The following is a 23,953-nucleotide window of genomic DNA, read 5'->3' as shown; positions in this document are numbered from 1 at the left end:
GGTGCGCGCGGCGAGGATCTGCGTTTCATCAGTCGAGTCCCTCGTGCTTCATGGCAAGCTGGACGGCCGGACGCGCGCGCATCAGTTCGGCAAAGTTTCGCAATTTCTCCGGCACTTCGATGCCTACCTTTTTGGCCCAGAGCAGCATCGTGAACAGATAGGCGTCCGCCACACTCGCTTCGCTGCCGAACAGGTATTCGCCCTTGAACATGGTGGCGATCAACTGGAAGCGTTGACCGAGCTTCTCGCGCGCTGCCGTTGCTTCAGCATCCGAAGTGGGCTTGAAAACACGGCTGAACTGTTTGTGGATTTCCGTCGAAATGAACGCGAGCATCTCGAGCAGGCGCAGGCTGCCGGGTTCGCTATTCGGCGCAAGGGCAGGCTTGCGCTGTGCGACCCACGAAAGAATCGCGATATTCTCGGTAAGCCGTTGACCATCATCCATTTCGAGGGTTGGGACGTAACTCTTTGGATTGATCCGATTGAACTGCTCCCCAGTCTCGGTCTCCTTGGACTTCAAGTCGACGCGAATCCTTTCGAAAGTGAGATCGGCCTCATGCATTGCGATATGGTCGGCGAGGCTGCAGGCACCAGGCGAATAGTAGAGCTTCATGATAGGGGTCCCTTTTTCGTGAGATGAACTGAACCGTTTCAACGCAGCAAAGGGCGTGCCGCCGCCGTCGACACGGTTCGTGAGGCAGGTTTGCGGCAAGGCGAGTTTCCCGGAAAAACGTACCGTCCTGACGAGTACTGCGGGAATCCAGGTGCCGGCGCACTTTGGCATAATTGCCGCATCGCTGCCCCGGGCACCGCCCGTTTTGACTCGCCGAACCCGGATCGCAATCGCAGCAGGGCAGGGCGACGGCCAGCACAGGAGAGACCATGCGGTCGGAAGTGAAGTCCGGCGTGCGCCTGAGACATTATGCAATCACGGTGACGGCCGTCATCGTTGGCCTGCTTGTCGTCGGACGCATCACCGGCATCCTGGTCAACTGGCTGTGGTTCTCTTCGATCGGCTATGGTGGCGTTTTCTGGACCATCCTCTGCGCGAGAGCGCTGCTGTTTGCCGCGGTGTTCGCAGTCTCGGCGTGCGCGATATGGCTGTCTGGGATTTTGGCGCATCGTTACGCGAGGCGCATCGATATCTTGCGAGCGCAAACAGCTGATCCATCGGGTCCGACGGAAGTTGCCGTTGAATTGTCTGAACTGATCGCGCCGCACATTCCCTGGCGCTCCAGTATTGCCTGCGCCGCGGTCGTCCTGGGGTTGGTTATTGCCGCTAGCGAAATCTCGAGCTGGGACCTCGCGCTTCGCTTCATTTATCAGGTCCCTGTTGGCGAACGCGATCCGATCTTTGACAGGGATATCGGCTTTTATCTGTTCTCGCTCCCCGCGTATGTCGCACTCAAGAACTGGCTGCTGCAGCTAATCTTCTGGAGCGCGATCGTGGCAGGTGTTGTCTACGGGTTGCGCGGTGACATCGCGCTGGAGCGGCCACCACGCACGCTCTCGGCCGCCCCCCTCACTCATGGTTCGGCACTGCTCGGTTTGTTCTTTGCGGTGAAGGCCTGGTCGTGGTGGCTCGACCGCTTTCTGCTGCTCTATGGCGACAACGGCGTCGTGGTCGGCGCCAGCTATACCGATGTCCACGTCGAGTTGCCGGTCCTGTGGATGCTTGTCGGCCTTGCCGCAGCCTCATCCGTTGCCCTTTGGATCAACATGCGCCGGCGGAGCCATCTGCAACCCGTCGTTCTCGCGCTGCTCGTATTCGGCAGTTCGTTTGTATTCGCTGTGATCTATCCATCGCTGTTTCAGCGCTTCTATGTCAAACCGAGCGAGCTGAAACTGGAAACACCCTATATCGAGCACGCTATCGCGCTAACGCGACAGGCTTACGGCCTCGCCAAGATCGAGGTTAAACCGTTTGAGGCCGAGCAGGGACTGACTCTCGACTCGCTGCAGGCCAATCGGGCGACCATCGACAACATCCGGCTATGGGATGTGCAACCGCTGATGGATACCTATGCACAGTTGCAGGAGATCAGGACTTACTACAAATTTATTTCGGTGGACATCGACCGCTATCAGCTTGACGCCGGATACAGACAGGTAATGCTGTCGGCGCGTGAACTGGAACCGGCGATGCTTCCGACCAACGCCCAAACCTGGGTGAACCTGCACCTTATCTTTACTCACGGCATCGGCGTCGTGATGTCGCCAGTCACCGAGAAATCCACCGAAGGCTTACCGTTTTTCTATCTGCACGATATTCCGCCAGTCTCCAGCGGCGGCCCGGCCATTCGCGAACCACGTCTTTATTTCAGCGAAGGCCGGCAGGACTACGTCATCGTGAACGGCAACGTAGCGGAGTTCGACTTTCCCCAACGGCCGACTAATGCCTACACGACGTATAGCGGGCGCGATGGCGTCAGCATCGGCAGTGTGGCACGCCGCAGTCTGTTCGCCTGGCAGCTCGACGATCCGAACATCCTGCTGAGCGGCTATATCACAGACAAGAGCCGGATCCTGCTTCATCGCAACATTCAGGACCGCGTGCGTACGATCGCGCCATTCCTGACTCTCGACCATGACCCCTATGTCGTCGCAAGCAATGGGCGCCTGTTCTGGATCCAGGACGCCTACACCGTCAGCCGGTGGTTTCCTTACTCCCGGCCGGGTTTCGGCGACGGCGCCAATTACATCCGAAACGCCGTCAAGGTCGTGGTCGATGCATATAACGGCACGGTCGATTTCTACGTCAGCGATCCCGCCGATCCGCTCCTGCGCACATACGAGCGCATCTTCCCGGGTTTGTTCAAGCCTTTGGACGTGATGCCACCCGGGCTGCGAAAGCATATCCGCTATCCCGAAGATCTGTTCCTGATCCAGGCGCAGCTCTACCGCGCCTATCATATGGATGCGCCGGAGATCTTCTACAACCGCGAGGATCTGTGGCAGTTTCCCCAGGAGCTGGTCGGAATGGATGGCGGAAGCACCGCCAGCACGATGCCGCCGTATTACACGATCATGCGACTCCCCGGCGACGCACGCGCCGAGTTCATCCTCATGCTGCCGATGGTGCCGAGCCAGCGCGAGAACATGATTGCCTGGCTGGCGGCGCGTTGCGATGCGCCCGGGTACGGCAAGCTCATCGTGTACACCTTTCCCAAGGACAAGCTGATCTATGGGCCGTTTCAGATCGAAGCGCGGATTCAGCAGAATACCGAGATCTCGCAGCAGATCTCGTTGTGGAACCAGATGGGCTCACGCGTCATTCGCGGTCATCTCGTGGTCGTGCCGATCGAGAACTCGATCCTCTACGTTTCGCCGCTCTATTTGCGCGCGGCGTCCGGTCAGTTGCCGGAGTTGAAGCGGGTGATTGCCGCGTATGGGGACCGTGTGGTGATGGAGAACACTCTGGATGAGGCGCTGGCGGCGCTTTTCAGTGAGACCGCACGAGCGGCATCGCCAGCCCGAGGCACCGTGGACGCTCGCGCGAGAGAGGCACTTGTCCACTATGACCGCGCCATCGAGAGACTGAAGGCGGGAGACTGGAGCGGCTTCGGCGCGGAACTGGATGCCCTCCGGCCGTTGCTCGAGGCACTCGGCGCTGGCCGTTCCGATGACCGGAAGTGACCAACGGGACGATCAATGCGGCTCGCCGAGGCAAGCGTCGGCAACATCGACGATCGGCTCGCTGTCGGCGTGAGCTTGAGGAAACCGATCGACGCACTTGATCTGAACGTAGGTCCACCACGTTCCCGGTGGATCGTGACCCAGCCACAACACAGTGGCTGCGACCTTGGTTCGCAGCCCCCATTGGCGCCAGTCAGCACCCGTTGGCGAAAAGTATCCGTGAATGTCCTTGTACAGGTTACGGTCCAACCCGTATCGCTTCAGATAGGGCGGGTTGATGCGCTCCTCGGACGTAGCCGGCTCGCCACGTGCGATGCCCCCTTGCGCCAGGGCCGCGTCCCGGCGGAAATCGCTCACGGCACGGCCGACCACCGACAGCTCGAACAGCAATGCCCCGCCAACTGCCATGCAAGTCGCGATAATGCAAAGCGAGAGCGCCCAAAGCACCCGCCTTCGGGTCGTCGGTGTCTTCATCACTGTCGACCTCCTACCGGCATCCGGATTCGCCGCCATGCCCGGCGCTTCCTTCGTTCGCCATTCAAATGGCCGCTCGGCTTTGTCGCAACGGATTTGAGATGGTCGACGGCAGTCGCGTCAGACAGAGCGGCCCCCTTGCCTCGTCAGCAAGAGCCAAGCCGGTTTGCGGTCCGGTACGGGTACTTCAGGCCCTTTGTAGAAGGTCAATCGCCTTTTCGGCATCGTCCAACGAGTCGACCGCGAGATACGCAATGAACTGCGTGCCAAGTACAGCGGCCGAGACGCCGCGAAGGTTGATCCCCCCATCCGCCAACATCTGGGTCAATTGCGCGATGATGCCCAACTGGTCCAGACCCATTACACGGACGGAGTGAAGGCTCGGGGTGACGCTGAACCCCGCCTGTGTGGCGGCACGGATCGCACTTTCTCCCTGTAGCGGAGCGACAAACACGACTCCCTTACCCGCTGCCTCTGGCGTTCGACGTGCCACGACGAACTGCAAGTCGACACCAGCATCCCGCAAGACGCTTAAGACCTTCGCAAGGCCTCCCGGTTTATCGTCGATGGTAGCTGCCCAAACCTCGACCCGTTCCACGCTCAGTTCCATGGCCGTCCCTCCCGGCTCGAACCTCATTAGAAAAATCTACTTCACGAACGGCACGCGGGCAAGGACTGTCGGAGTACGCGCCGGTCGGCGAGCCGCGTCCAACTTGCTGCTACCGAGCATCTGTATCAAGATCAAGTCGCCTCATCACAAACAGGCGACTCTCATGACAGACGATCCCGATGGCGATCCTGCTACCGATCCCGACAAACTGAAAGGCCCAGGCGGCATGAGTTTGAGGCAGATCCACGAACAGGTGCAGAAGTCCGTCCAGCGCGACCGCGAAGCGCAGACTGCGCGCCACGCGCCCGCTCCACCGCAAAGCCGGTGGCAGCGGTGGGTTCGCTATGTATGGGGCCGTAGCGGGCGGCGCTAACCGCAGTGTGATCAGGGACGTGCTGGTCGCAGACCAGACTCGTTGCATCGTGAAGTCCGCATTGCATCTACCCGGCTACCCATTTGGGTGGTGTGCGCCCCCCGTCGTTCTGTCATTGTGAACCCGTCGTCATAACGCTAGCTGGACAGGCGAGCAAACGTCGACGCGAAGCACTGGCAGGTCGCACGCAATTGACAGGGGGCTTGAAATGGAAACCACATCCTCGAGCGGAAATCCTTTGATGGATCTCTCGGACAATCTGGCAGACATCGTCGCGCGAGTCGGGCGGAGTGTCGTCGCAGTACACGGCCGACATCGCATGCCGTCGAGTGGCGTAATCTGGCGACGTGGCGTCGTCGTGACGGCTGCACACACGCTCAGGCGTGAGGACGGCATCGAAGTCACATTGACCGACGGCCGTACGGTCGCCGCAGTCCTCGCGGGCCTGGATCTGGGGTCCGACGTCGGCGTGCTGAAACTGGACGGCGTGGACCTCGACCCGATCGGTTCCGGCGACGCCCACTCACTGAAGCCGGGTCATCTTGCGCTCGCCGTCGCACGTGCGGACGATTCCGGCGTCAGCGCTGATTTTGGCGTGATCGGCAGCATAGGTGGTCCTTGGCGAACGTGGAAAGGCGGACAACTCGATGCGTTCGTGCGACTGGACGGCGGTCTGCGCCCGGGTTTCTCCGGGGCGGCCCTCGCGGACATGCGCGGGCAGGTCATCGGCATCTGCACCTCGGCACTGATGCGCGGGGCCGGCATCGTGATTCCGGGGATGACCGTGGAGCGCGTCACCGATGAACTGTTGGCTAAAGGGCGCGTCTCGCGGGGCTACCTTGGTGTCGGCACGCAGCGGGTCGGCCTGCTTGACGCCTGGGTCAATAAAATGAACCTGTCGTTCAGCAGTGGATTGCTGATCAATTCGCTTGCGCCGGGCGGCCCTGCGGAGCAGGCGGGCGTGCTGATAGGCGATGTACTGATCGAACTTGACGGCAAGCCTTGCCGCGACATGGGTGACGTGAGTGCGGCGCTGGGCTCCGCAAGCATTGGGCAGCAGTTGCATATCGCCTTGATCCGAGGCGGCGAACGCCACGCGTGTTCGGTAACGGTGGGCGAACGGCCCCAACGGAATTCGTGCAGGTGACGTCCGGGAAGCGACCAAATGTCGGATGGACAGACGATACGGAGGGCGCCTTTACGGGTCGTAGTGATTGCGGCATCGTGGCAAGAGCGCGCAAGCTTGCAAGCGCTTGTCGAGGCGAACCCGGCACTTGAGTTCCTGGGTAGCGCGCCCGACGCCGAAAAGCTCGTCGATTGCCTCGCCGGATCGGTGCCGGATGTGGTCGTCACCGACATCGCGCCGGAGGCGAGCGATGCGCTCAAGACGCTACTCGAACTCTCGCCCGGGTCACCGTCGCTCGTCCTGTTGAGCGACGACCCGGACAGCGACTGGATCTTCGATGCGTTGCCCGCCGATGCGGTGGCTATCCTGCCGCGCAACGCGATGCCAGCTGAAATCGTCGTGTCCATCGAAGCCGTCGCCGCAGGCCTTTGCGTGCTGACGCCCGACATCCTCGCAAGGCTGCTGGCCGAAACAAGACCGTCGCGCCAGAAGGGATCCGGCGAACCGTTCGAAGCCTTGACGTTACGAGAGATCGAAGTGCTGGCGATGCTCGCCGACGGACTCGGCAACAAGGAGATCGCGCGGCACCTCGACATCTCGGACAACACGGTGAAATCCCACCTCTCGTCAATCTTCGGCAAACTCGGTGCGACCAACCGCACCGAAGCGGTGATGCTCGGCATGCGGCACGGATTCATCATGGTGTAGACAAGCTCGCGTTTCTCTACCCACGACACTAGACGACGTCCCCGCCGCTTTCCACGACGACCTCACTGTTATATCCGGGAAAGAATTCCTCGAGCATCGCGCTGCCGCGGGCAAGAAGCCCATGAGTGTGACGACCCTGCGGGACGCCTTTGCGCCAGGTGTCCGCTGTCGGAAACGCATCGCGTTCGAGCACGGTCACGGTGGCATGGGCTATCTGCCGTGCCAGCCGTACTATTTCGATCGTAGGCGGCGGCCCTTGGCATCCGCCGTCTAACCGCTTATCGTAAAGGCGGAATGTTCCGCCACGATTTTCAGCAGAAAGTCCATCACTGCCCGTACTTGCGGCGAACGCCGCAAATCCCGATGCACAGCCATCCAGATATCACGCGAAAACCGTTCGCCGTCGTATGCGACGCGTTGTAGATTCGCATCGGTATCTGCCAGGAAGCACGGGAGGCCAGCCACGCCGGCGCCTGCTCGGGTCGCTGCAAGGTGGCCCGTGATATCGCTGATTTCGCAAGCAATAGGTCGCCCTCTTGCAACGCTCATCAACCACTTCTGCTGTGGCATGTCCGCGAATCCGGCATCGTAGACGATGAACTCCCATGCAGATGGATTGTGCAGGTGCGGATAGTCCCTGCTCGCGTATAGGTCGAACGGCATACGCCCTAGCTTGCGTACGACGCTGGTCGCTTCCTCCGGACGAACCAGCCTTAAGGCGATATCCGCCTCCCTTCGGCTAAGGGAAACCTGTCGTGCCTGGCCAGAAACAGACAACTGGACGCCGGGATTTGCAAGCCGGAATTCCGCCAGATGCTTCACCAGAAAACTGGCCACTAGTACCGGCGGTGCGCTCAGCGTGACTTTGCCGCTCAGCGGGGATAGGCTGGCATCAAGGAACCGTTCAATCGCGTACGCGTTCTCTTCCATTCCCTGCGCGAGTTCGAACACGCGCTGCCCAGCGAGAGTGAGTTTGCAGGCCCTGGGGAGCCGTTCGACAAGGCGCGTCTTGACCTCGTCCTCGAGTGCGCTCAAGCGTCGGCTCACCGTCGCGTGATCAACCTTCAGATCACGCGCGGCCCCTGACAACGTACCGACGCGGGCGACAGCCAGGAAATGACGAATATTTTCCCAATCGAACATCTGTGCAATTTCTCAAGGATAGTGTGCGGTTTTGGGGAATATTCGCACAAAGGCGACATGCCTACCATGAGACTCGTTCAGTCGATAAGGGTCATTCCAGATGAGCATGTCTATGAGCCGCGATCAACGCGGCACTCTCGCCGCCGCAGGGCTGGGCTTTGTCGTTGTTTTGCTTGATGTCAGCGTTGTTAACGTCGCTCTTGACGCCTTGCGAGCCCGTTTCACCACGGACGTGACCGGCCTGCAATGGGTTGTCAACGCGTACACGCTGGCATTCGCGTCGCTGCTTCTCACCACGGGCGCCTTAGGTGATCGCTTCGGCGCAAAGCGAATCTTCACTGCGGGATTCGCCGTCTTTACTGTGGCATCGATTGCATGTGGGATCGCGTACTCGTTGCCGATTCTTGTGGCTGCACGCGTCGTACAGGGCATGGGCGCCGCGCTGTTGGTGCCCAATTCGCTGGCTATGCTGCGCCAGGCGTTCCCTGATACGGAGCAGAGAAGCCGAGCGGTGGGCTGGTGGGGTGCTGCAGGCGGAATTGCACTTGCAGCAGGACCTGTGCTAGGTGGGCTGCTGGTGACTCACGTGGGCTGGCGCAGCATTTTTCTGATTAACCTGCCGATCGGAATTGCAGGCGTGAGCCTTACTCTCCGTCATGCGGCGACAGCCGCACGGGCGCATAGCCGAAGCATTGACCTTGCCGGCCAGGTGGCGGCCATTCTGGCGCTCGTCGCTCTGACCGTGTGCCTCACGGAAGCGGCCCGGTTTGGATGGCATCATCCGTTGGTCTATGGCGCGCTACTGTTCTCAATTGTTGCCACCTTGGCGTTTCTGTGGCTTGAGTCACGCCGTACGGAACCCATGCTCCCATTGGCTCTTTTTCGAACGACTACGTTCTCTGCGGCCTCGGCCGCCGGCGTCATCGTGAACTTTGCCTACTACGGTTTGATCTTTGTTTTTAGTCTCTTCTTTCAGATAGAGCAGCAGTTATCAGCTCAGTGGACCGGCCTCGCGTTTTTGCCCATGACCGTCGTTCTGATGGCAGTGAATATCCTGGCGGGTCGGCTGCTCAACCGCGTCGGCGCAAAGAAACTCATGATTGCCGGCATGCTGATTGCCGCGTCGGGTTATCTGCTGCTGTTGCCGGTTCGCATAGACGGCTCGTACTGGATGCTGATCGTGCCAATGCTCATAGCCGCAAGCGGCATTGCCTTAATGGTGCCGACCATGACAAACGTCACGCTGTCATCCGTGGATGCTTCCCGCTCGGGTATCGCGTCAGGAGTGCTCAACTCGGCGAGGCAGGTAGGCGGCATGCTCGGGGTGGCGGTGTTCGGGTTTTTCGTACGCGATACCCGTCCTGATGCATTTATGCAAGGTATGCATCTTTCCATCATGACCGCTGCGGTGCTCCTGCTGTGCGGCAGCGTGATGTGCCTGTACGGAATCAGAACGCCACGGCCCGTGCACATTGAGAACACTTCCAGGATTCTGGCCTCTGACAGATAAGACCCGATTCTTCAGGTGTGCAGTCGCGCGTTAACCGCAATGGCTCATGTATGTCTGTAAGCAGACACGCTGGATTTTAGCTGAATACCCGTTGATGGCCGGAGCGAACATTGAAACAGAACTTGCCGTCTGCATCGCGACGCAGGGATTGCATTGGTCGCTAGCGACATGCCGGTCCCGTCGCGGGCTTCGCAACCCGTCACCTCGCCCGTGCGGCAAGGCGCGCAATCATCCGATCAGCCATTGTGCGATCGATGACTGCGAATGAGCGGCTCGTGCGCTCATAGGCATACATGGCGCCCGTTGCGATGTCGAACCACCAGCCGCTCAATACGAGTGCCCCGGCAGTGACCTGCTGGCGGACGATCGGGTAGGTCATCAGGTGCTCGAGTTGCACGAGTACGTTGAGTTGCGACAATTGATCGTGCGCTTTCAAGCTGTCGTCGAGCGGACCTTCCTGTTCGAGGCGAAACGCTGCGTTGTTGGCGTGGCATAGCCATTTATCGAGGTTTGGCGATTTCAGCTTGACGTGCCTGGAGAACACGGCCTTCATCGCGCCGCACTCCGAATGTCCACACACGACAATATTCGCGACTTTCAACACCAGCACGGCATATTCGATCGCGCTTGCCTCGGAAAGATCTCCGGTAGAGACGCCCTCCGCAGTCGCCGGTGGTATCAGATTGCCGACGTTGCGCATCGTAAAGAGATCGCCGGGATGGGTCGATGCAAGCAGATCCGGCACGACCCGGCTGTCCGAGCACGTTATGAAGAGCGCATCAGGTGTCTGCGCGAGCGCGAGTTTGCTGAACTGCTGCACGTATTGCGGCAGCATTTTCTCCCGGAATTCAACGATGCCCATGATGAGTTTTCGCATGGTTTGCCTCTCAAAGGACGGGTTGCCTTGCTGTCGAGCTTTCCGAGCCTCCAAGCCCTTGCGAGTCGGGGATGCGGGCCAGCGCCAGGTCCTCCGGAAATGGATGCTTCGAGCCGATCGCACGGTCCAGCAGGGTCAGCTCGACACGCAAGGCGTCGTGACGATGCTCCGGCAAGCACTGAAGGAGATTCTCTATCGCCGCGCGCTGACGCCGCGCGATCTGAAGGCTGCCCGCGCCGTACTGACGTATCTCGCGGAAACTGATATGCACGAAATCTTCCCAGTTCGGCGTTCGATAGATAACGCGCACAAGTCCGGACTTATCCGTCATCTCTTCGGAGTACAAAGACCGTTTTCCGACTACACGCAATAGCCGCTGCAACTGATCGATGGCCAACACGGCCGTTGTTGGATCGTTGATCGCAGCCGACAACGCTTTCAGCGCAATATCAACAAGGATGCGAAACGCGAACATAGGATCCTGTTCCATCGTGCGTTCAGTCCCGAAAGCAACGAGTGTACGCAGCCGGTTTTCATCGATTGCGTCAGAGTCTCCGTACAAATAAAACAAGGGTTCGTCCACCGCGACAAAGTCGCCGACTTGCGGCACGAATTCGATAACCGAGTTAGTGCGCCTCGCCTTGGCGACAAGTCTTTCGAGATTCACGGCCAGAACGATGCCGGATGTACCGCTATGGCGAACAATGCGGCCAGGGACGCCTCGCTCGTGGTCAAGTCTCTGCGGGGTGATTCGGCCCGTCGCTGGGTCGGGATAGACGCTTTCGATGACCGCGATCCCGTGCTCCCCAACCCGAGCCACGAGGCTTACTGGACGCAGGCATTTGGCCGCATAATCAATCAGGAAAAGGAATGCGACGACAGAAGCGAATCCGAATAGCGCTGCAATGAATACCTGAAGCTGGTGCACCTCGCTGTCACCCATCCAGCCCAGGGTTCTGTTGGCGAACAGAAGCGTGAATACGAACAATCCCGAGATGCTGCGGATCACGTTATCGCGCAGCAAGGTCGTCGCGATGATCCGCGGGGTATATTGACCGCCAGCGACCTGGATTGCGACGAGCAGCGAACCGAAGGTAAACACCAGAAACGCCAGGTCTGCGGAAACGATGTCGCCGACAAGTGACCGCGCTCCAGTCATGGACAGCGCAAAAAGGCCGGTTTTCGGATCGAGGATGTCGTGTCCGATCAGCCACCTTCCCAGCATTTCAGTGAGCGGCTTTACCACGGCATAGATCGCCACCGCGACGAGCGGTACCGTCCACAGGGAAGATCTGAGGTAACTCTTCAAGCTGTACCAGCGGTTCCAGTCCATGTTTGCGCTCTTCCTACGATTCGTGCGGCAGCGGAGGCCGAAACGTTCGCGGTTCGCCTTTGACGATGCACGTGACCTTCAGGTCGGTCAATCAGACTTTGGTCCGATAGGTCGAGGACATAGAGTTTCGGGAATCGCGTCTCGATCGATTGCGGATTTTCGATGCCCGTCTATCGCGCCATCGCGGGCAGCGCGTCTTCGGCGACGGGCGCGCCTGCCGGCACCTTTTCGGCAGTGACATCGGCCGCCACGTGGGCCAGCTTCATCAGACGCGGCTGAAGCAGCAGCGCGACGAGACCGCTCCAGCCGGTCTGGTGCGAAGCGCCGACGCCACGTCCGCTGTCGCCGTGAAAGTACTCGTGGAACAGCACGAGATCAGACGAGCGCGGGTCGGCCTGCAACTGCGGATAAGCCGCCATCACGGGCCGCACGCCGTGCTCGTCCTTGAGAAAGAGGGTAGTGACACGCCGCGCGAGACCGTCGGCGATCTCGCTGAGCGAGCACCGGTTGCCCGATCCAGTTGGATATTCGATGCGGAACTCGTCGCCGTAGTAGCGATGGAATTCATACAGCGATTCGATCAGCAGATAGTTGACGGGCATCCACACAGGCCCGCGCCAGTTCGAATTGCCGCCGAATACGCGCGAATCCGATTCGGCCGGCTGATACGCGATGCAGACATGCGCGCCGCCATGATCGAACTCGTACGGTGTATCGCGATGCACGCGTGACAGCGCGCGCACGCCGTGATCGGACAGAAATTCGTCTTCGTCGAGCGCGCGGCGCAGCAGTGCCGTCATCCGGTATCCGCGCAGTAGCGAGAGCAGCGTGGTGTTGCCTTTGCCCGGTTCGGTCCAACGCGATACGAGTTTGGCCAGATTGGGCCGGTGATCGAGAAACCACGCGAGCCGTTCTCGCAGGCCCGGCAGGTGGCCGTATATGCGTTCTTCGAGCACATGCACGGCGAACAACGGAATCAGGCCGACGATCGAGCGAACGCGCATCGGCACACGGGTTCCGTCTGGAAGATGCAGTACGTCATAAAAGAATTCGTCGTGACCGTCCCATAGCCCCGTTCTGCAACCTTCGCTGCAACCGACGGCTTCTGCGATATACAGGAAATGCTCGAAAAACTTCACCGCGATTTCGACGTACGCGTTGTTCGTCATCGCGAGTTCGAGTCCGATCTGCATCAGGTCGAGCGCATACGAGGCCATCCAGGCGGTGCCGTCCGCCTGGTCGATGCGGCCGCCAGTCGGCAGCGGGGAAGAGCGGTCGAAGATGCCGACGTTGTCTAGCCCGAGAAAGCCGCCCTGGAAGATGTTGCGGTCCTCTGCATCCTTGCGGTTGACCCACCACGAAAAGTTCAGCAGCAACTTGTGGAACATCACCTCGAGAAACTTGTGGTCACCGACGCCCGTGACTTCACGATCGAGTTCGTACACGCGCCACGTCGCCCATGCATGAACGGGCGGATTCGCGTCGCCGAATGCCCATTCGTAGGCGGGCAACTGCCCGTTCGGATGCATGTACCGTTCCTTCACGAGCAACAGCAACTGTTTCTTCGCGAAGTCGGGGTCCACCATCGCGAACGCGGCCGCATGAAACGCGAGATCCCAGGACGCGTACCACGGGTACTCCCACTTGTCCGGCATCGAAACGACGTCGCCGTTGCACATATGCCGCCAGTCGGCGTTGCGCCCGTGCCGGCGTCCTTTCGGCGGCTTCGGCTGACCGGGGTCGCCGTCGTGCCAGCGCGTCACGTCGAACTGGTAATACTGCTTCGTCCATAGCATGCCGGCGAGCGCCTGGCGTTGCACGAGCCGCGCGTCGGCGTCGCTGATGTCGTGCTGGAGCGCCGCGTAAAACTCATCGGCCTCCGCGATCCGGCGCGCGAACAGCGCTTCGAAGTCGAGCGGCACGTCGTCGCGCGTGATGCCCGGTAGTGCCGCCGGACGCCAGCGCAGATACAGCACCGCGCGCTCGTGCGGCGCGAGCGACAGGGCCACATGCGCGGCGGCGCGGGTGCCCGCGTCGCGGCGTATTGCGTGCTCGTCGCCATCGACGAGGTAATCGTTGAAGCCATCCTTGAACGGGCCTGCGCCGGCGATGCCGAAAAGGCGGCGGACGTTGGTTTCGTTTTCGCAGAACAGCCATTCGATCGGCTGCGGCGCCGAGGCCGTGACGATCATCGTGCCCAGCGCGGGATTGTGCGCGATCACGCGCGCGCCCTCGGCGGACTCCGGCTCGAGCGTGAGCGACGGCTTGCCGGGCTTGCCTGACCACGCCCAGCGGTTGCGCGCCCAGAAGAGCGGCAGCACATGGAGTGGCGCGTGCTGATCCGCGCGATTTTCGACGCTTACGCGCATCACGATGTCGTCGGGTGTGTGCTTCGCGTACTCGATCCAGACGTCGAAATAGCGATCGTTGTCGAACACGCCCGTATCGAGGATTTCGTATTCGGGCTGATCGGCGCCGCGCCGGCCGTTTTCCTCGATCAGGTCCTGATACGGGTACGCATCGTGGGGGTATTTGTACAGCATCTTCATGTACGAGTGCGTCGGCGTGCCATCGACATAGAAGTAAAGTTCCTTCACGTCCTCGCCGTGATTGCCTTGCGCATTGGTCAAGCCAAACAGCCGCTCCTTCAGGATGGGGTCGCGCCCGTTCCAGAGCGCGAGCGACACGCACCAGTCGAGTGGGTCGTTGCCGAATCCGGCAATGCCGTCCTCGCCCCAGCGGTACATGCGGCTGCGCGCATGCTCGTGGGGGAAATACTCCCATGCGGTTCCGTAGTCGCTGTAGTCTTCGCGAACGGTGCCCCACTGCCGGTCGCTCAGATAAGGCCCCCAGCGGCGCCAGCAGTCGAGGTCCTGGCCATGCAGACGGAACCCTTCCTTCGAATGGAGCAGATCGTTTGCGCGTAGCGATGACATGTGACCTCCCAAACCGGGATCGACCGTCGAACACGTTCAGTGCGTGAGTCCCCGCCCATCCCGTCACGCGTGCGGCGCCGGGCGGTATCTGGATGATAGGCGTCGTTTAGACTTATCGGAGGTCGGAGGCCGCCTCGCTCCTGGTTTCATCTGACGTTTTCTTTCGCTATATCCGCGCTGCATCGCCTGATCGTAAGGAACTGGACATGAATCAAAAACCGCGTGGCCTCGACAATGGCCTGACGAACTACGGTGATCCCGACTTCGCGCGCTATCTGCGCCGGTCGTTTGCCAAATCGATGGGCTACACCGGCGAATCGCTCGACAAGCCGATCGTCGGAATCTGCACCTCGGAGAGCGGTTTCAATAACTGCCATCGCCACTTTCCCGAAATGATCAAGGCGGTCGAACGCGGCGTGCTCGCGGCGGGCGCATTGCCGGTCGTATTTCCGGTGATGTCGCTTGGCGAGGTCTTCCTTTCGCCGACTTCGCTGGTCTATCGCAATCTGATGGCGATGGCCGTCGAGGAAATGATTCGTGCCCAGCCGATGGATGCGGTGGTGATGCTCGGCGGATGCGACAAAACCGTGCCGGCGATGTTGATGGGCGCGATCTCCGCGGAGCGGCCCGCCGCAATGGTGGTGGCCGGTCCGATGATGACCGGGCGACATCGCGGCGAGCGGCTTGGCGCGTGCACGGACTGCCGGCGCTTCTGGTCGAATTTCCGCGCGGGGAAAGTCTCGGCGCAGGAGATCAGGCAAGTGGAGGGGCGTCTGGCGGTCACGGCGGGAACGTGTGCGGTCATGGGCACGGCGTCGACCATGGCACTGATCGCGGAAACGCTGGGCATGATGCTGCCCGGTTCGGCGGCGATTCCGGCCGTGCACGCGGATCGTCTGCGCAATTGCGAAGAAACCGGAGCGCTGGTTGCGCGCATGGCCCTCAATGGCGGACCGAAACCGGCCGAGATCGTGACGCCCGCGTCGGTGCGCAATGCCTTGCGCGTGGTGCTCGCGGTCTCCGGTTCGACCAACGCCGTGATTCATCTGGCGGCGATTGCTGGTCGTATCGGACTGAAGATCGATTACGACGAGTTCAACCGGCTGTCTGATGAAACGCCCGTACTCGTGGATCTCAAGCCGGTAGGCAACGGCTACATGGAGGATTTCCATGCAGCCGGCGGGCTGGAGGGCGTTCTGCGCGGACTGATGCCCCAACTCGATCTGACTTGTCGCGATATCGCCGGGCACAGTCTCGAGGAGCGTTTGAACAGGCCGCTTGCCGATCCGATCGATACGGCCGTGATCCGCTCGACGGAGAAACCGGTCAGTCCCGATGGCGGGCTGATTGTTCTGAACGGGAGTCTGGCGCCCGGCGGTGCGGTTCTGAAGCGCGCCGCCGCTACTCCCGAACTGCTCGAACACGAAGGGCGTGCCGTGGTATTTACCTCGCTCGAAGATCTGGCCGCGCGCATCGACGACCCCGGTCTGGACGTTCGCGCGGACGACATTCTCGTATTGCAGAACGCGGGGCCGCGCAGTGCTTCAGGCATGCCCGAGGCCGGCTATCTGCCGATCCCGCAGAAACTTGCACGGGCGGGGGTGAAGGACATGGTGAGGATTTCCGATGCGCGCATGTCGGGCACGGCGTACGGGACCATCGTGCTTCACGTGACGCCAGAAGCGGCGCTCGGTGGCCCGCTGGCGCTGGTGCGCAACGGCGATCGGATCCGGCTCTCGGCGCGGGACAAGCGGATCGATCTACTGGTTGACGAGGTCGAGCTGGCGCGTCGTGCCGCTGAGATTCGTCCGGCGGAAGGGATGTATGCGCGCGGTTACCAGCGGCTCTATCACGATCACGTGCTCTCTGCCGCGGCAGGGTGCGACTTTGATTTCCTCACCGCGTTTCCTTCCGAAGAGCTTAAGTAGCGGGTGCTTTTTCTACTCCCTGACCGAAGCGCCCGCGCGACTCGATCTGTTCTGCGCCTGATCAAGCGCAAACGACGAAGAGTTCATCCCTCAGCGGAGGTGTCGTCGAAGATTGCGGATTGCCTGGGCCACAGTGTTTCGAGGCGACCCAGCAGATCACCGGGGAAAAGAAGCGAAATGTAGGGGGTATCGGGTCCCGCTGGGTTGCGGACTACGAGCCGGTTCAACCGACCATCCGCCGCAGCCTGTTCGATGGCGGCGCCATCGTCGAGTGTCGACCCGATATAGATAGTCCGTTCCGCTTTCACTGATACTGGTAGCACTGGCAGCTTGCTGCCAGTGCAAGCGGAACATGCACCCGCGGGCTACGAATATCTCGACCCAAACGCCTGGACGTTTGCGGCTTTAGCTTCGAGTCCGCGGGTGCGCTTGCGCTCGTGAACGAATACTCAGGGTTCGCCGTCGCACCGGCTCACTATATTGGCTTCGCTGAACGCAAGCATGCATGTCCCTGCCAGACAATCTATCACTTGCAGAGGTTCACATGTCGCCTCTATCGGATCAGCAGTTTGCAGCGTATGTTGGCATCGACTGGGCGGATGCGAAACACGATATCTGCCTGCAGGCTGCCGACGACACCAGGCGAGAGTTCAGTTGTGTTCCTCATCAGGTCGCATGCATTGATGAGTGGGCAAAGGGATTACATCAGCGCTTTGATGGGATGATCGCGGTTGCCCTCGAGCTGGCAAGGGGACCAATAGTTTCCGCGCTTCAGAAGTATGATTTCCTGGTCCTCTTTCCGATTAATCCATCGACGCTCGCAAAATACCGCGAGGCGTTCAAACCGAGTCGGGCCAAAGACGATCCCACCGATGCCGAACTGGCACTCGATCTGCTGCTTCGCCATCCCGAACGGTTCGCTCCACTGAGACCGCAAGGTGCGGGCATGCGTTGTCTGACGAGCTTGATCGAGCAGCGCCGTGAAATGGTCGGCGACAAGACGCGATTCACTAACCGCTTATGCAATACGCTCAAGCAGTATTATCCGCAGGCACTGGAATGGTTCGCGCACATCGACACGGTACTGTTCTGCGACTTCATTACGCGCTGGCCGACGCTTTCATCCGTCAAACGCGCCCACCGCAGTACCCTTGAGGCGTTCTTCCACGCGCACAACTGCCGCCGCCCCAGGCTGATCGAGACGCGTCTGGAGTCCATCCGCTCGGCCACCCCTCTGACTGAGGATCCCGGCATCCTCTCACCCTGCCGGCTGCACGCGTTGGCGCTGGTGGCACAACTGCGAACGGCTCTCGCTGGGATCGATGTGTTCGACAGGGAGATTGCGATGGTCGCGCGAACGCTACCTGACTTCGCCCTGTTTGAATGCCTGCCGGGAGCGGGCCCACATCTGACACCGCGGCTGCTTGCCGCATTCGGCGAGCAGCGTGAACGCTTCAGGCACGCTGCTGAACTGCAGAAGTATTCCGGCATTGCGCCGGTCACTGAGCGCAGTGGCAAGAAATGCTGGGTGCACTGGCGCTGGCAATGTCCGACGTTCCTGCGCCAGACATTCGTGGAATGGGCCGGCCAGACAATTAACAAGTCATTCTGGGCGGGCGCTTACTACCGGCAACAGCGAGCGAAGGGCAGTTCGTATCAGGCCGCCGTCAGAGCTTTGGCGTTCAAGTGGATACGGATCCTCTACCGCTGCTGGCAAACTCGGACACTGTACGATGAGAGCGTCTATCTGAATGCATTGAGGAAGCGCGGCTCGCCTCTCCTTGGAAGCCTCGCACTTCCCCCTCGAAATACTTGACGGACGGACTCAGGGCGTGAAGCTGCCTGTCGAGTCACCATAGCGAATGTCCGTAAGAGAGCGGCGGATTCAACCGGTGGATGCAATAGTTTGCTGGAATCGTTCGGCGGGCGTCTCGTAGTCCAGTGTCTTTCTTGGACGCTCGTTCAGTCGTCTTGCCACAGCGTTGAGTTTGGCCTGCGAATACACTGACAGATCGGTACCTTTCGGGAAGTACTGCCTCAATAGTCCATTCGTGTTCTCATTCGACCCACGCTGCCAGGGATGTTGCGGGTCGCAGAAGTAGACGGCAATGTCGGTGGCGACGGTGAAGCGCTTGTGCCCGGCCATCTCCGTCCCCCGATCCCAGGTGAGCGACTTGTAGAGTTCCTGCGGTAACTTGCTGGCATGTTTGATGAGCGCATTGATGACCGTTTCGCTGTCCTTGCTGGCTATCTTCACCAGCATGACATAGCGTGTCTGGCGCTCGACGAGCGTCGCAATCTGGCTGCTGCCGCTACCGCACAGCAGATCACCTTCCCAGTGGCCCGGTACCGCGCGGTCTTCAACGCTAGCCGGGCGTTCGCTGATCGATACGGTGTCACGAATCCTGCCGTGATCCTCCGTCTTTAGCGTGTGATGGCGCGAACGGCGCATGGCCCGGGTGCGCCGCAGGTGCTCCAGCAACTCCTTCTTCAGGGCTCCACGGGCCTGTATGAAGAGAGAACGATAGATTGTCTCGTGGGACACGTGGTAGTCCTCGTTGTCTGGGTACGCGCGTCTGAGCCATCCGGCGATCTGCTGCGGTGACCACTGCAGTTGTAGCTTGGCTGCCACGATGTGCGCCAACATCCGGTGCTCAACCAGTTTACAGGCTTTGGGTCGCTGCGCGCGATCCCACGCGAGCTGATCGGCGTGGCTTGCCCGATAGCCGTCCGGGCCGCTGTTACGTTTGATCTCACGACAGATGGTGGAGGGAGCTCGCGAAAGTCGCATGGCGATTGACTGGATCGAATCGTCGGCCGCAAGTGCCCGTGAGATCTCTTCGCGCTCCTCCAGCGTCAATGCCAATCCCGATCGATGCCTTTGTGGTGGCTGGATTCCACCTGTCTCAGCCAGAATCCCCTGTACAGACGAGTGGTTCCGGTCAAAAAGCTGGGCGATCTTCTGGAGAGACTCTCCCTTCCGCCAACGTTCCCACATCAGCGCTTTCTGCTTCTCGCTGTAGTAAATCCGGCGTCGCTGTTTCATCTGCAACACTCCCACTGCTTGCGCAGTCTTCAGTGTGTTGCATCCACCGGTTGAATCCGCCAGCTGCGATCGGACACTCGACACGACGGACAATCTTTCCCGGTGTCTTCACCCGGCCATTCGACGCGCTTTGCTCGCTCAAAGCGGGTAATCGACCCGACGGAGATGACACGATCACATTTGCGGCTCAAACCCCCGCGAGCACATGAGCGGGCACTCGCTGTACGTAGGGCGTCGCTCAGGCACCCCGCAATGCGTCCAGCTCTGCGCGAAGCGCAGCCACTACGCCAGTCCAATCACCTCGCGTCGTTTGTCGAAACAAGTGCGCCTGTGCGTACCATGGACTATCGCTTCTGTCGAGTTGCCATCTCCAGTCCGGCATGAACGGCAAAGCAATCCATACGGGCTTGCCGAGCGCCCCCGACAGATGCGCTACAGCCGTGTCGACGCTGATGACGAGGTCGAGGCGAGCGATCAGCGCAGCCGTCTCAGCGAACGTAGTGAGCCGCGCGGAAACATCGCGCAGCACCGCGCGCTGCTCAAGCTGCGCGAGGCACGTACGATCACTGTCGCGTACATCCTGTTGCAGCGCGAAGAAGTCCGCGTCGGCATCTAACAACGGCTTCAGTTGCTTGAGTGACATAGACCGGTTGCAGTCATTTACATGCGTCAGGCTTCCCGACCATACGATCCCAACTCTCGGCCGTCGAGCAGAGCCTGCAAACAGATCGTCCCATTGACGTACAAGCGCGTCGTCTGCGTGAATATATGGACCGGTCACCGCGAGATCGGGTGCACGAACCTTGAGCGCAAACGGTAGACTCAGGGTCGGAACGTGATAATCGAAATGCGGCACCTGTCCTGTCTCGCCGATGACTTCGGCCGCACCCTGATAATTCTTGAGAAGCGGCAGCAGTGCATCCTGAACACGCAACACGACCCGAGCTCCAACTGCGCTGAGTCGATCCACGAAACGCACGAATTGCAGCGTGTCGCCGAACCCCTGCTCGTGATGAACGAGTATTGTCTTGTCACGTATCGGTTGGGTGCCGGTCCATAGGGTGTTCTGCGGAAATCCGTGGCTATCGGTGCCATCGCGCCAACGCCATTCATATTCGCGCCAGCCGTGTTCGAATTCGCCGAGCAGCAAATTCGTCTGAGCCCGATTGGTGCGGGCGCCGACGTCGTTCGGATCGAGCGAAAGCGCCTTCTTGAATTGAAGCAACGCCTCATCAAAGCGTCGCAGATCTCGCAACGCGACACCGAGATTGACGTATGCGCGCACGAAACGCGGCTTGAGCGCGATCGCCTGCCGGTAGGCATCCAGTTCGTCCTCATAGCGCTCCAACTTGCCGAGCAGCGCGCCCCGGTTGTAATGCGCTTCGGCTGAATGTGCCTGGATTTTGCACAGATGCACCAGGATTTCGAGTGCACGCTGCGGTTCGCCAAGCTGTATCAGCGACATTGCGACGCCATGCAATGAAGCGGCATGGTTTGGAAACTGGGCCAGGCAGCGCTCGAACAGCGCTATCGCATCATCGTGACGTTGCGCCAACTGACACACCTGCGCGGCGAAATTCAGGTGTTCCGCCGACATGGACATGTGCGCCGATGCCTGTATCAGATACGCCGCTGCACGTGCATGATCGCCCTGTTTGGCCGCGATGTAACCGAGGCCCGCAAGAGCTTCACCGTGGTCGGGGACGCTTGCCAGAATACCGCTCAGCAGACGTGTTGCATCGTCGAATTGACCGGCCATGAGGTTCTTTTGCGCGGCAGCGAGAGCGTGTTCAGTGTCGTGATTCATGGCGATGTAGGGCGGCGCGCAGAATGCGATCTGTCGACGGGTGGGGAAACGCCTCATTGTACGGCGTCGCGTAACGCGGGCCTCCAGATCGAAGCAATGGCAGCCGTCGGTTCTCTGCGTATGGAAATAGCGACGATTCCGGCGACGCGGAGCCCTGCAATCCTCCTTTCCGATTGCTACGCAAGACAGGTCAACCCTAGTGGCTGTCGTATGTTGAATGGGGAACGGACGGTCGCAGGTTGGGTTCCGGCGGCTGCTTTTGGCCGACTGCTGCCTGCTGGCGTTCAAGGCTGGATTGCGTCGCCGCCGAGGATCTGCATCAGAGTCTTCGCGTTACGCTGCCCCTGGTCCTCGTAATTTTTGTTCTCTACACCGACAACCGTTACCGGCGACAACGGCGGACCGTGAACGACCCGTTAGAGACACTCAATGTCGCCGAAAGCAGCCGCTCGACGGCTCGACCACGTCGCCGCGCTACCACAGAGAAAGCTAGCGGCGCGGAGAATCATTGGAGCTGCTAGCGCCACCCCATTTGCGCTCCCGACCCGGCAACTCCTGCAGCATAGTCATGAACGCTCGCACCTTCGCGCTCAGAAGCCGGCGCGAATTGTAAAGGGCCCAGATTTCCACGGGCGAGCCCGCCTTTCCCCAACAGGCGAGTCTTCCTGTCGACACATCATGCTCAACCAGCAATCTGGGCAAGAGCGCCGCGCCTACGCCCTCGAGCACCGCGTCACGCACCATCAGCAACGATGACAGCCGCAACACGGGCATCGGCCTGATCGCTATCGCACCACCGTCTTCCGTTCGCATGTGCCATAACGCGCCTGATGGTGCCGCGGCCGACATAACGGCCGGCACCTCCAACCCGGTTGCATCGGGTGCCGGTCTCGAAGGTATCGACATGCCCGGCGCCGCGACCACGAGGCGCTCGTCACCGAGGATGCGCCGTCCCACGAGCTGCTCGCCATGCGCCGGGTCGATACGGATAACGAGGTCGTAGCCGTCCTCCACCGGATCCACGATGCGGTCTTCTGCAATGACCTCAAGTTCGACCTGCGGATAGGCGAGCGCAAAGCGCGCAGCGATCCGGCACAGCACGACATGCGCGAAAACGACAGGCGCGCTGATGCGCAGCCGCCCGCGCGGCACCGGGGCGCGTGAGGCGAGCGCTTCACCCGCCTCCTGAATCTCAGCCATGAGCCCCCGCGTGCGTTCATGGAGTGCAACGCCCTCTTCTGTCAGACGCAGCCTGCGTGAGCCTCGCTCGATCAGCCTGACGCCGAGACTTTCCTCGAGCTCGGCCACGCGCCGCGAGAGGGTGGCCTTGGGGCGGTCGAGCGCCCGGCTGGCGGGCCCAAAGCCACCGTGCAGTGCAACTGCATTGAAATCGCCGAGCGACGTCAAATCCATAATCGTTCCGTTTACGAGACGAAGTGTATGAATTCTGGCACTTTCGACTATTGAGCGAAACGACTATTGTTTGTCTCACGGGCCGACCCAGCCCATCCACCTCAAGGAGATACCCATGGCAGTCCTCGTTACAGGCAGCACGGGCGTGATCGGTAAGCAGGTTATCGAGCATCTGGGCGGCAGCGGTGCCGAGGTACGCGCGCTGACCCGCACACCGGAGAAAGCGCGATTTTCTGGTGGCGTCACCGCAGTGAAGGGCGACCTGTCCGACGTCGACGCGGTGCGGCAGGCGATGATCGGCGTCAGCACGTTGTTCCTGCTTGCGCCCAACATCGCGGACGAGCTGACTCAGGCGGTACAGACCCTGAGCGTCGCACGGGAAGCGGGTGTGAAAGGCGTGGTTTATCTGTCGGTGTTCAAGGGCGCCGAATACGTCGACGTGCCGCACTTCACCGCCAAACATACGGTCGAGCGCATGATCGAACACCTCGACCTGCCGGTGACAGTGCTGCGTCCCGCGTATTTCATCCAGAACGACGTCCGGCAGAAAGACCCGCTGCTTTCGCACGGCGTCTACGGCATGCCAATTGGCGCGAAAGGCATTTCCATGGTCGACGTCCGTGATATCGGCGAGGCTGCCGCGCGCGAACTGCTGCGCCGCGAGCGTGGCTCAAACCCGCTGCCGCGCGAGACGTACGAACTCGTCGGTCCTGACGTGATCAATGCGCAGACCGTGGTTTCGATCTGGGCCGAGGCGCTGGGACGTCCCGTCCGCTACGGTGGCGACGATCTCAACGTCCTTGAGCAGCGCCTCAAGTCGGTTGCTCCTGCCTGGCTCGCATACGACATGCGACTCATGATGGGCCGGTATCAGCAGGACGGCGCGGTCGCGTCCAGCGCGGACGTCGAGCGTCTGGCGACGCTGCTGGGACGGCAACCGAGATCCTATCGGGACTTTGCCGTCGCCATGGCTGCGGCGTGGGCTAAGGACTGACCTGCCAGGATACGCGATCGCGACTTTCAGAGGCTGGCA

General features: G+C 60.7%; 18 protein-coding genes. 8 read left to right on the top strand and 10 right to left on the bottom strand.

Features of this window, described 5'->3' with window-relative positions:
* Positions 1 to 28 precede the first annotated feature (28 nt).
* Positions 29 to 613: a glutathione binding-like protein gene (locus tag OKW40_RS04500; RefSeq protein WP_090811025.1), complete on the bottom strand. Its 585-nt coding sequence runs from the start codon at positions 611 to 613 to the stop codon at positions 29 to 31.
* 269 nt (positions 614 to 882) lie between these two features.
* Here OKW40_RS04500 and OKW40_RS04495 point away from each other — a divergent pair, with 269 nt between their 5' ends.
* A complete protein-coding gene (locus OKW40_RS04495; RefSeq protein ID WP_429488408.1) occupies positions 883 to 3,636 on the top strand; it encodes a UPF0182 family protein in 2,754 nt (917 codons plus the stop codon).
* A 12-nt stretch (positions 3,637 to 3,648) separates the two neighbouring features.
* Here the strand turns inward: OKW40_RS04495 and OKW40_RS04490 are convergent, their stop codons facing one another.
* Entirely contained in the window at positions 3,649 to 4,044 is a 396-nt protein-coding gene (locus OKW40_RS04490) for a hypothetical protein (RefSeq protein ID WP_429488406.1), read from the bottom strand.
* Between the two features lie 253 nt (positions 4,045 to 4,297).
* Complete coding sequence (locus OKW40_RS04485) at positions 4,298 to 4,720, bottom strand: ACT domain-containing protein (protein ID WP_184044736.1); 423 nt, start codon at positions 4,718 to 4,720, stop codon at positions 4,298 to 4,300.
* Between the two features lie 163 nt (positions 4,721 to 4,883).
* Here OKW40_RS04485 and OKW40_RS04480 point away from each other — a divergent pair, with 163 nt between their 5' ends.
* From OKW40_RS04480 to OKW40_RS04470, 3 genes are all read left to right on the top strand, one after another.
* A complete protein-coding gene (locus OKW40_RS04480) occupies positions 4,884 to 5,093 on the top strand; it encodes a hypothetical protein (protein WP_429488404.1) in 210 nt (69 codons plus the stop codon).
* A 241-nt stretch (positions 5,094 to 5,334) separates the two neighbouring features.
* On the top strand, positions 5,335 to 6,240 hold the full coding sequence (locus OKW40_RS04475; protein ID WP_184039521.1) for a S1C family serine protease: 906 nt from the start codon (positions 5,335 to 5,337) through the stop codon (positions 6,238 to 6,240).
* A gap of 18 nt (positions 6,241 to 6,258) precedes the next feature.
* Positions 6,259 to 6,927: a DNA-binding response regulator gene (locus OKW40_RS04470; protein ID WP_429488402.1), complete on the top strand. Its 669-nt coding sequence runs from the start codon at positions 6,259 to 6,261 to the stop codon at positions 6,925 to 6,927.
* Positions 6,928 to 7,197: 270 nt separating this feature from the next.
* Here OKW40_RS04470 and OKW40_RS04465 read toward each other — a convergent pair whose 3' ends face one another.
* A complete protein-coding gene (locus tag OKW40_RS04465; RefSeq protein ID WP_429488400.1) occupies positions 7,198 to 8,070 on the bottom strand; it encodes a LysR family transcriptional regulator in 873 nt (290 codons plus the stop codon).
* Between the two features lie 112 nt (positions 8,071 to 8,182).
* On the opposite strand from OKW40_RS04465, the gene OKW40_RS04460 reads away from it, so the two are divergent.
* Entirely contained in the window at positions 8,183 to 9,580 is a 1,398-nt protein-coding gene (locus OKW40_RS04460) for an MFS transporter (RefSeq protein ID WP_429488398.1), read from the top strand.
* Between the two features lie 199 nt (positions 9,581 to 9,779).
* Here OKW40_RS04460 and OKW40_RS04455 read toward each other — a convergent pair whose 3' ends face one another.
* From OKW40_RS04455 to OKW40_RS04445, 3 genes are all read right to left on the bottom strand, one after another.
* On the bottom strand, positions 9,780 to 10,457 hold the full coding sequence (locus tag OKW40_RS04455) for a carbonic anhydrase (RefSeq protein WP_429488493.1): 678 nt from the start codon (positions 10,455 to 10,457) through the stop codon (positions 9,780 to 9,782).
* Between the two features lie 10 nt (positions 10,458 to 10,467).
* Positions 10,468 to 11,790, bottom strand: coding sequence for a DUF2254 domain-containing protein (locus OKW40_RS04450; RefSeq protein ID WP_429402507.1), 1,323 nt, complete (start codon positions 11,788 to 11,790; stop codon positions 10,468 to 10,470).
* A 170-nt stretch (positions 11,791 to 11,960) separates the two neighbouring features.
* On the bottom strand, positions 11,961 to 14,726 hold the full coding sequence (locus OKW40_RS04445; protein WP_429488396.1) for an MGH1-like glycoside hydrolase domain-containing protein: 2,766 nt from the start codon (positions 14,724 to 14,726) through the stop codon (positions 11,961 to 11,963).
* 206 nt (positions 14,727 to 14,932) lie between these two features.
* On the opposite strand from OKW40_RS04445, the gene OKW40_RS04440 reads away from it, so the two are divergent.
* Together OKW40_RS04440 and OKW40_RS04435 are read left to right on the top strand one after the other, a co-directional pair.
* Positions 14,933 to 16,654, top strand: a complete 1,722-nt coding sequence (locus OKW40_RS04440) for a dihydroxy-acid dehydratase (RefSeq protein WP_429488394.1) — start codon at positions 14,933 to 14,935, stop codon at positions 16,652 to 16,654.
* A gap of 544 nt (positions 16,655 to 17,198) precedes the next feature.
* Positions 17,199 to 18,470, top strand: coding sequence for an IS110 family transposase (locus OKW40_RS04435; protein WP_429488491.1), 1,272 nt, complete (start codon positions 17,199 to 17,201; stop codon positions 18,468 to 18,470).
* Positions 18,471 to 18,539: 69 nt separating this feature from the next.
* On the opposite strand, the gene OKW40_RS04430 is transcribed toward OKW40_RS04435, so the two are convergent.
* The 3 genes from OKW40_RS04430 to OKW40_RS04420 all read right to left on the bottom strand — a co-directional run bounded on the left by OKW40_RS04430 (position 18,540) and on the right by OKW40_RS04420 (position 22,920).
* Entirely contained in the window at positions 18,540 to 19,700 is a 1,161-nt protein-coding gene (locus OKW40_RS04430; protein ID WP_429488392.1) for an IS30 family transposase, read from the bottom strand.
* Positions 19,701 to 19,938: 238 nt separating this feature from the next.
* On the bottom strand, positions 19,939 to 21,507 hold the full coding sequence (locus OKW40_RS04425) for a tetratricopeptide repeat protein (RefSeq protein ID WP_429488390.1): 1,569 nt from the start codon (positions 21,505 to 21,507) through the stop codon (positions 19,939 to 19,941).
* Between the two features lie 489 nt (positions 21,508 to 21,996).
* Positions 21,997 to 22,920 carry a LysR family transcriptional regulator gene (locus tag OKW40_RS04420; protein ID WP_429488389.1) on the bottom strand — a complete coding sequence of 308 codons (924 nt, stop codon included), beginning with the start codon at positions 22,918 to 22,920 and terminating at the stop codon, positions 21,997 to 21,999.
* A 115-nt stretch (positions 22,921 to 23,035) separates the two neighbouring features.
* Here OKW40_RS04420 and OKW40_RS04415 point away from each other — a divergent pair, with 115 nt between their 5' ends.
* Positions 23,036 to 23,914, top strand: coding sequence for an NmrA family NAD(P)-binding protein (locus OKW40_RS04415; protein ID WP_429488489.1), 879 nt, complete (start codon positions 23,036 to 23,038; stop codon positions 23,912 to 23,914).
* Positions 23,915 to 23,953: the final 39 nt, after the last annotated feature.

The organism is Paraburkholderia sp. RAU6.4a (assembly GCF_050435625.1).
Lineage (GTDB): Bacteria > Pseudomonadota > Gammaproteobacteria > Burkholderiales > Burkholderiaceae > Paraburkholderia > Paraburkholderia tuberum.
This window is presented reverse-complemented; position numbering and strand designations above follow the sequence as displayed.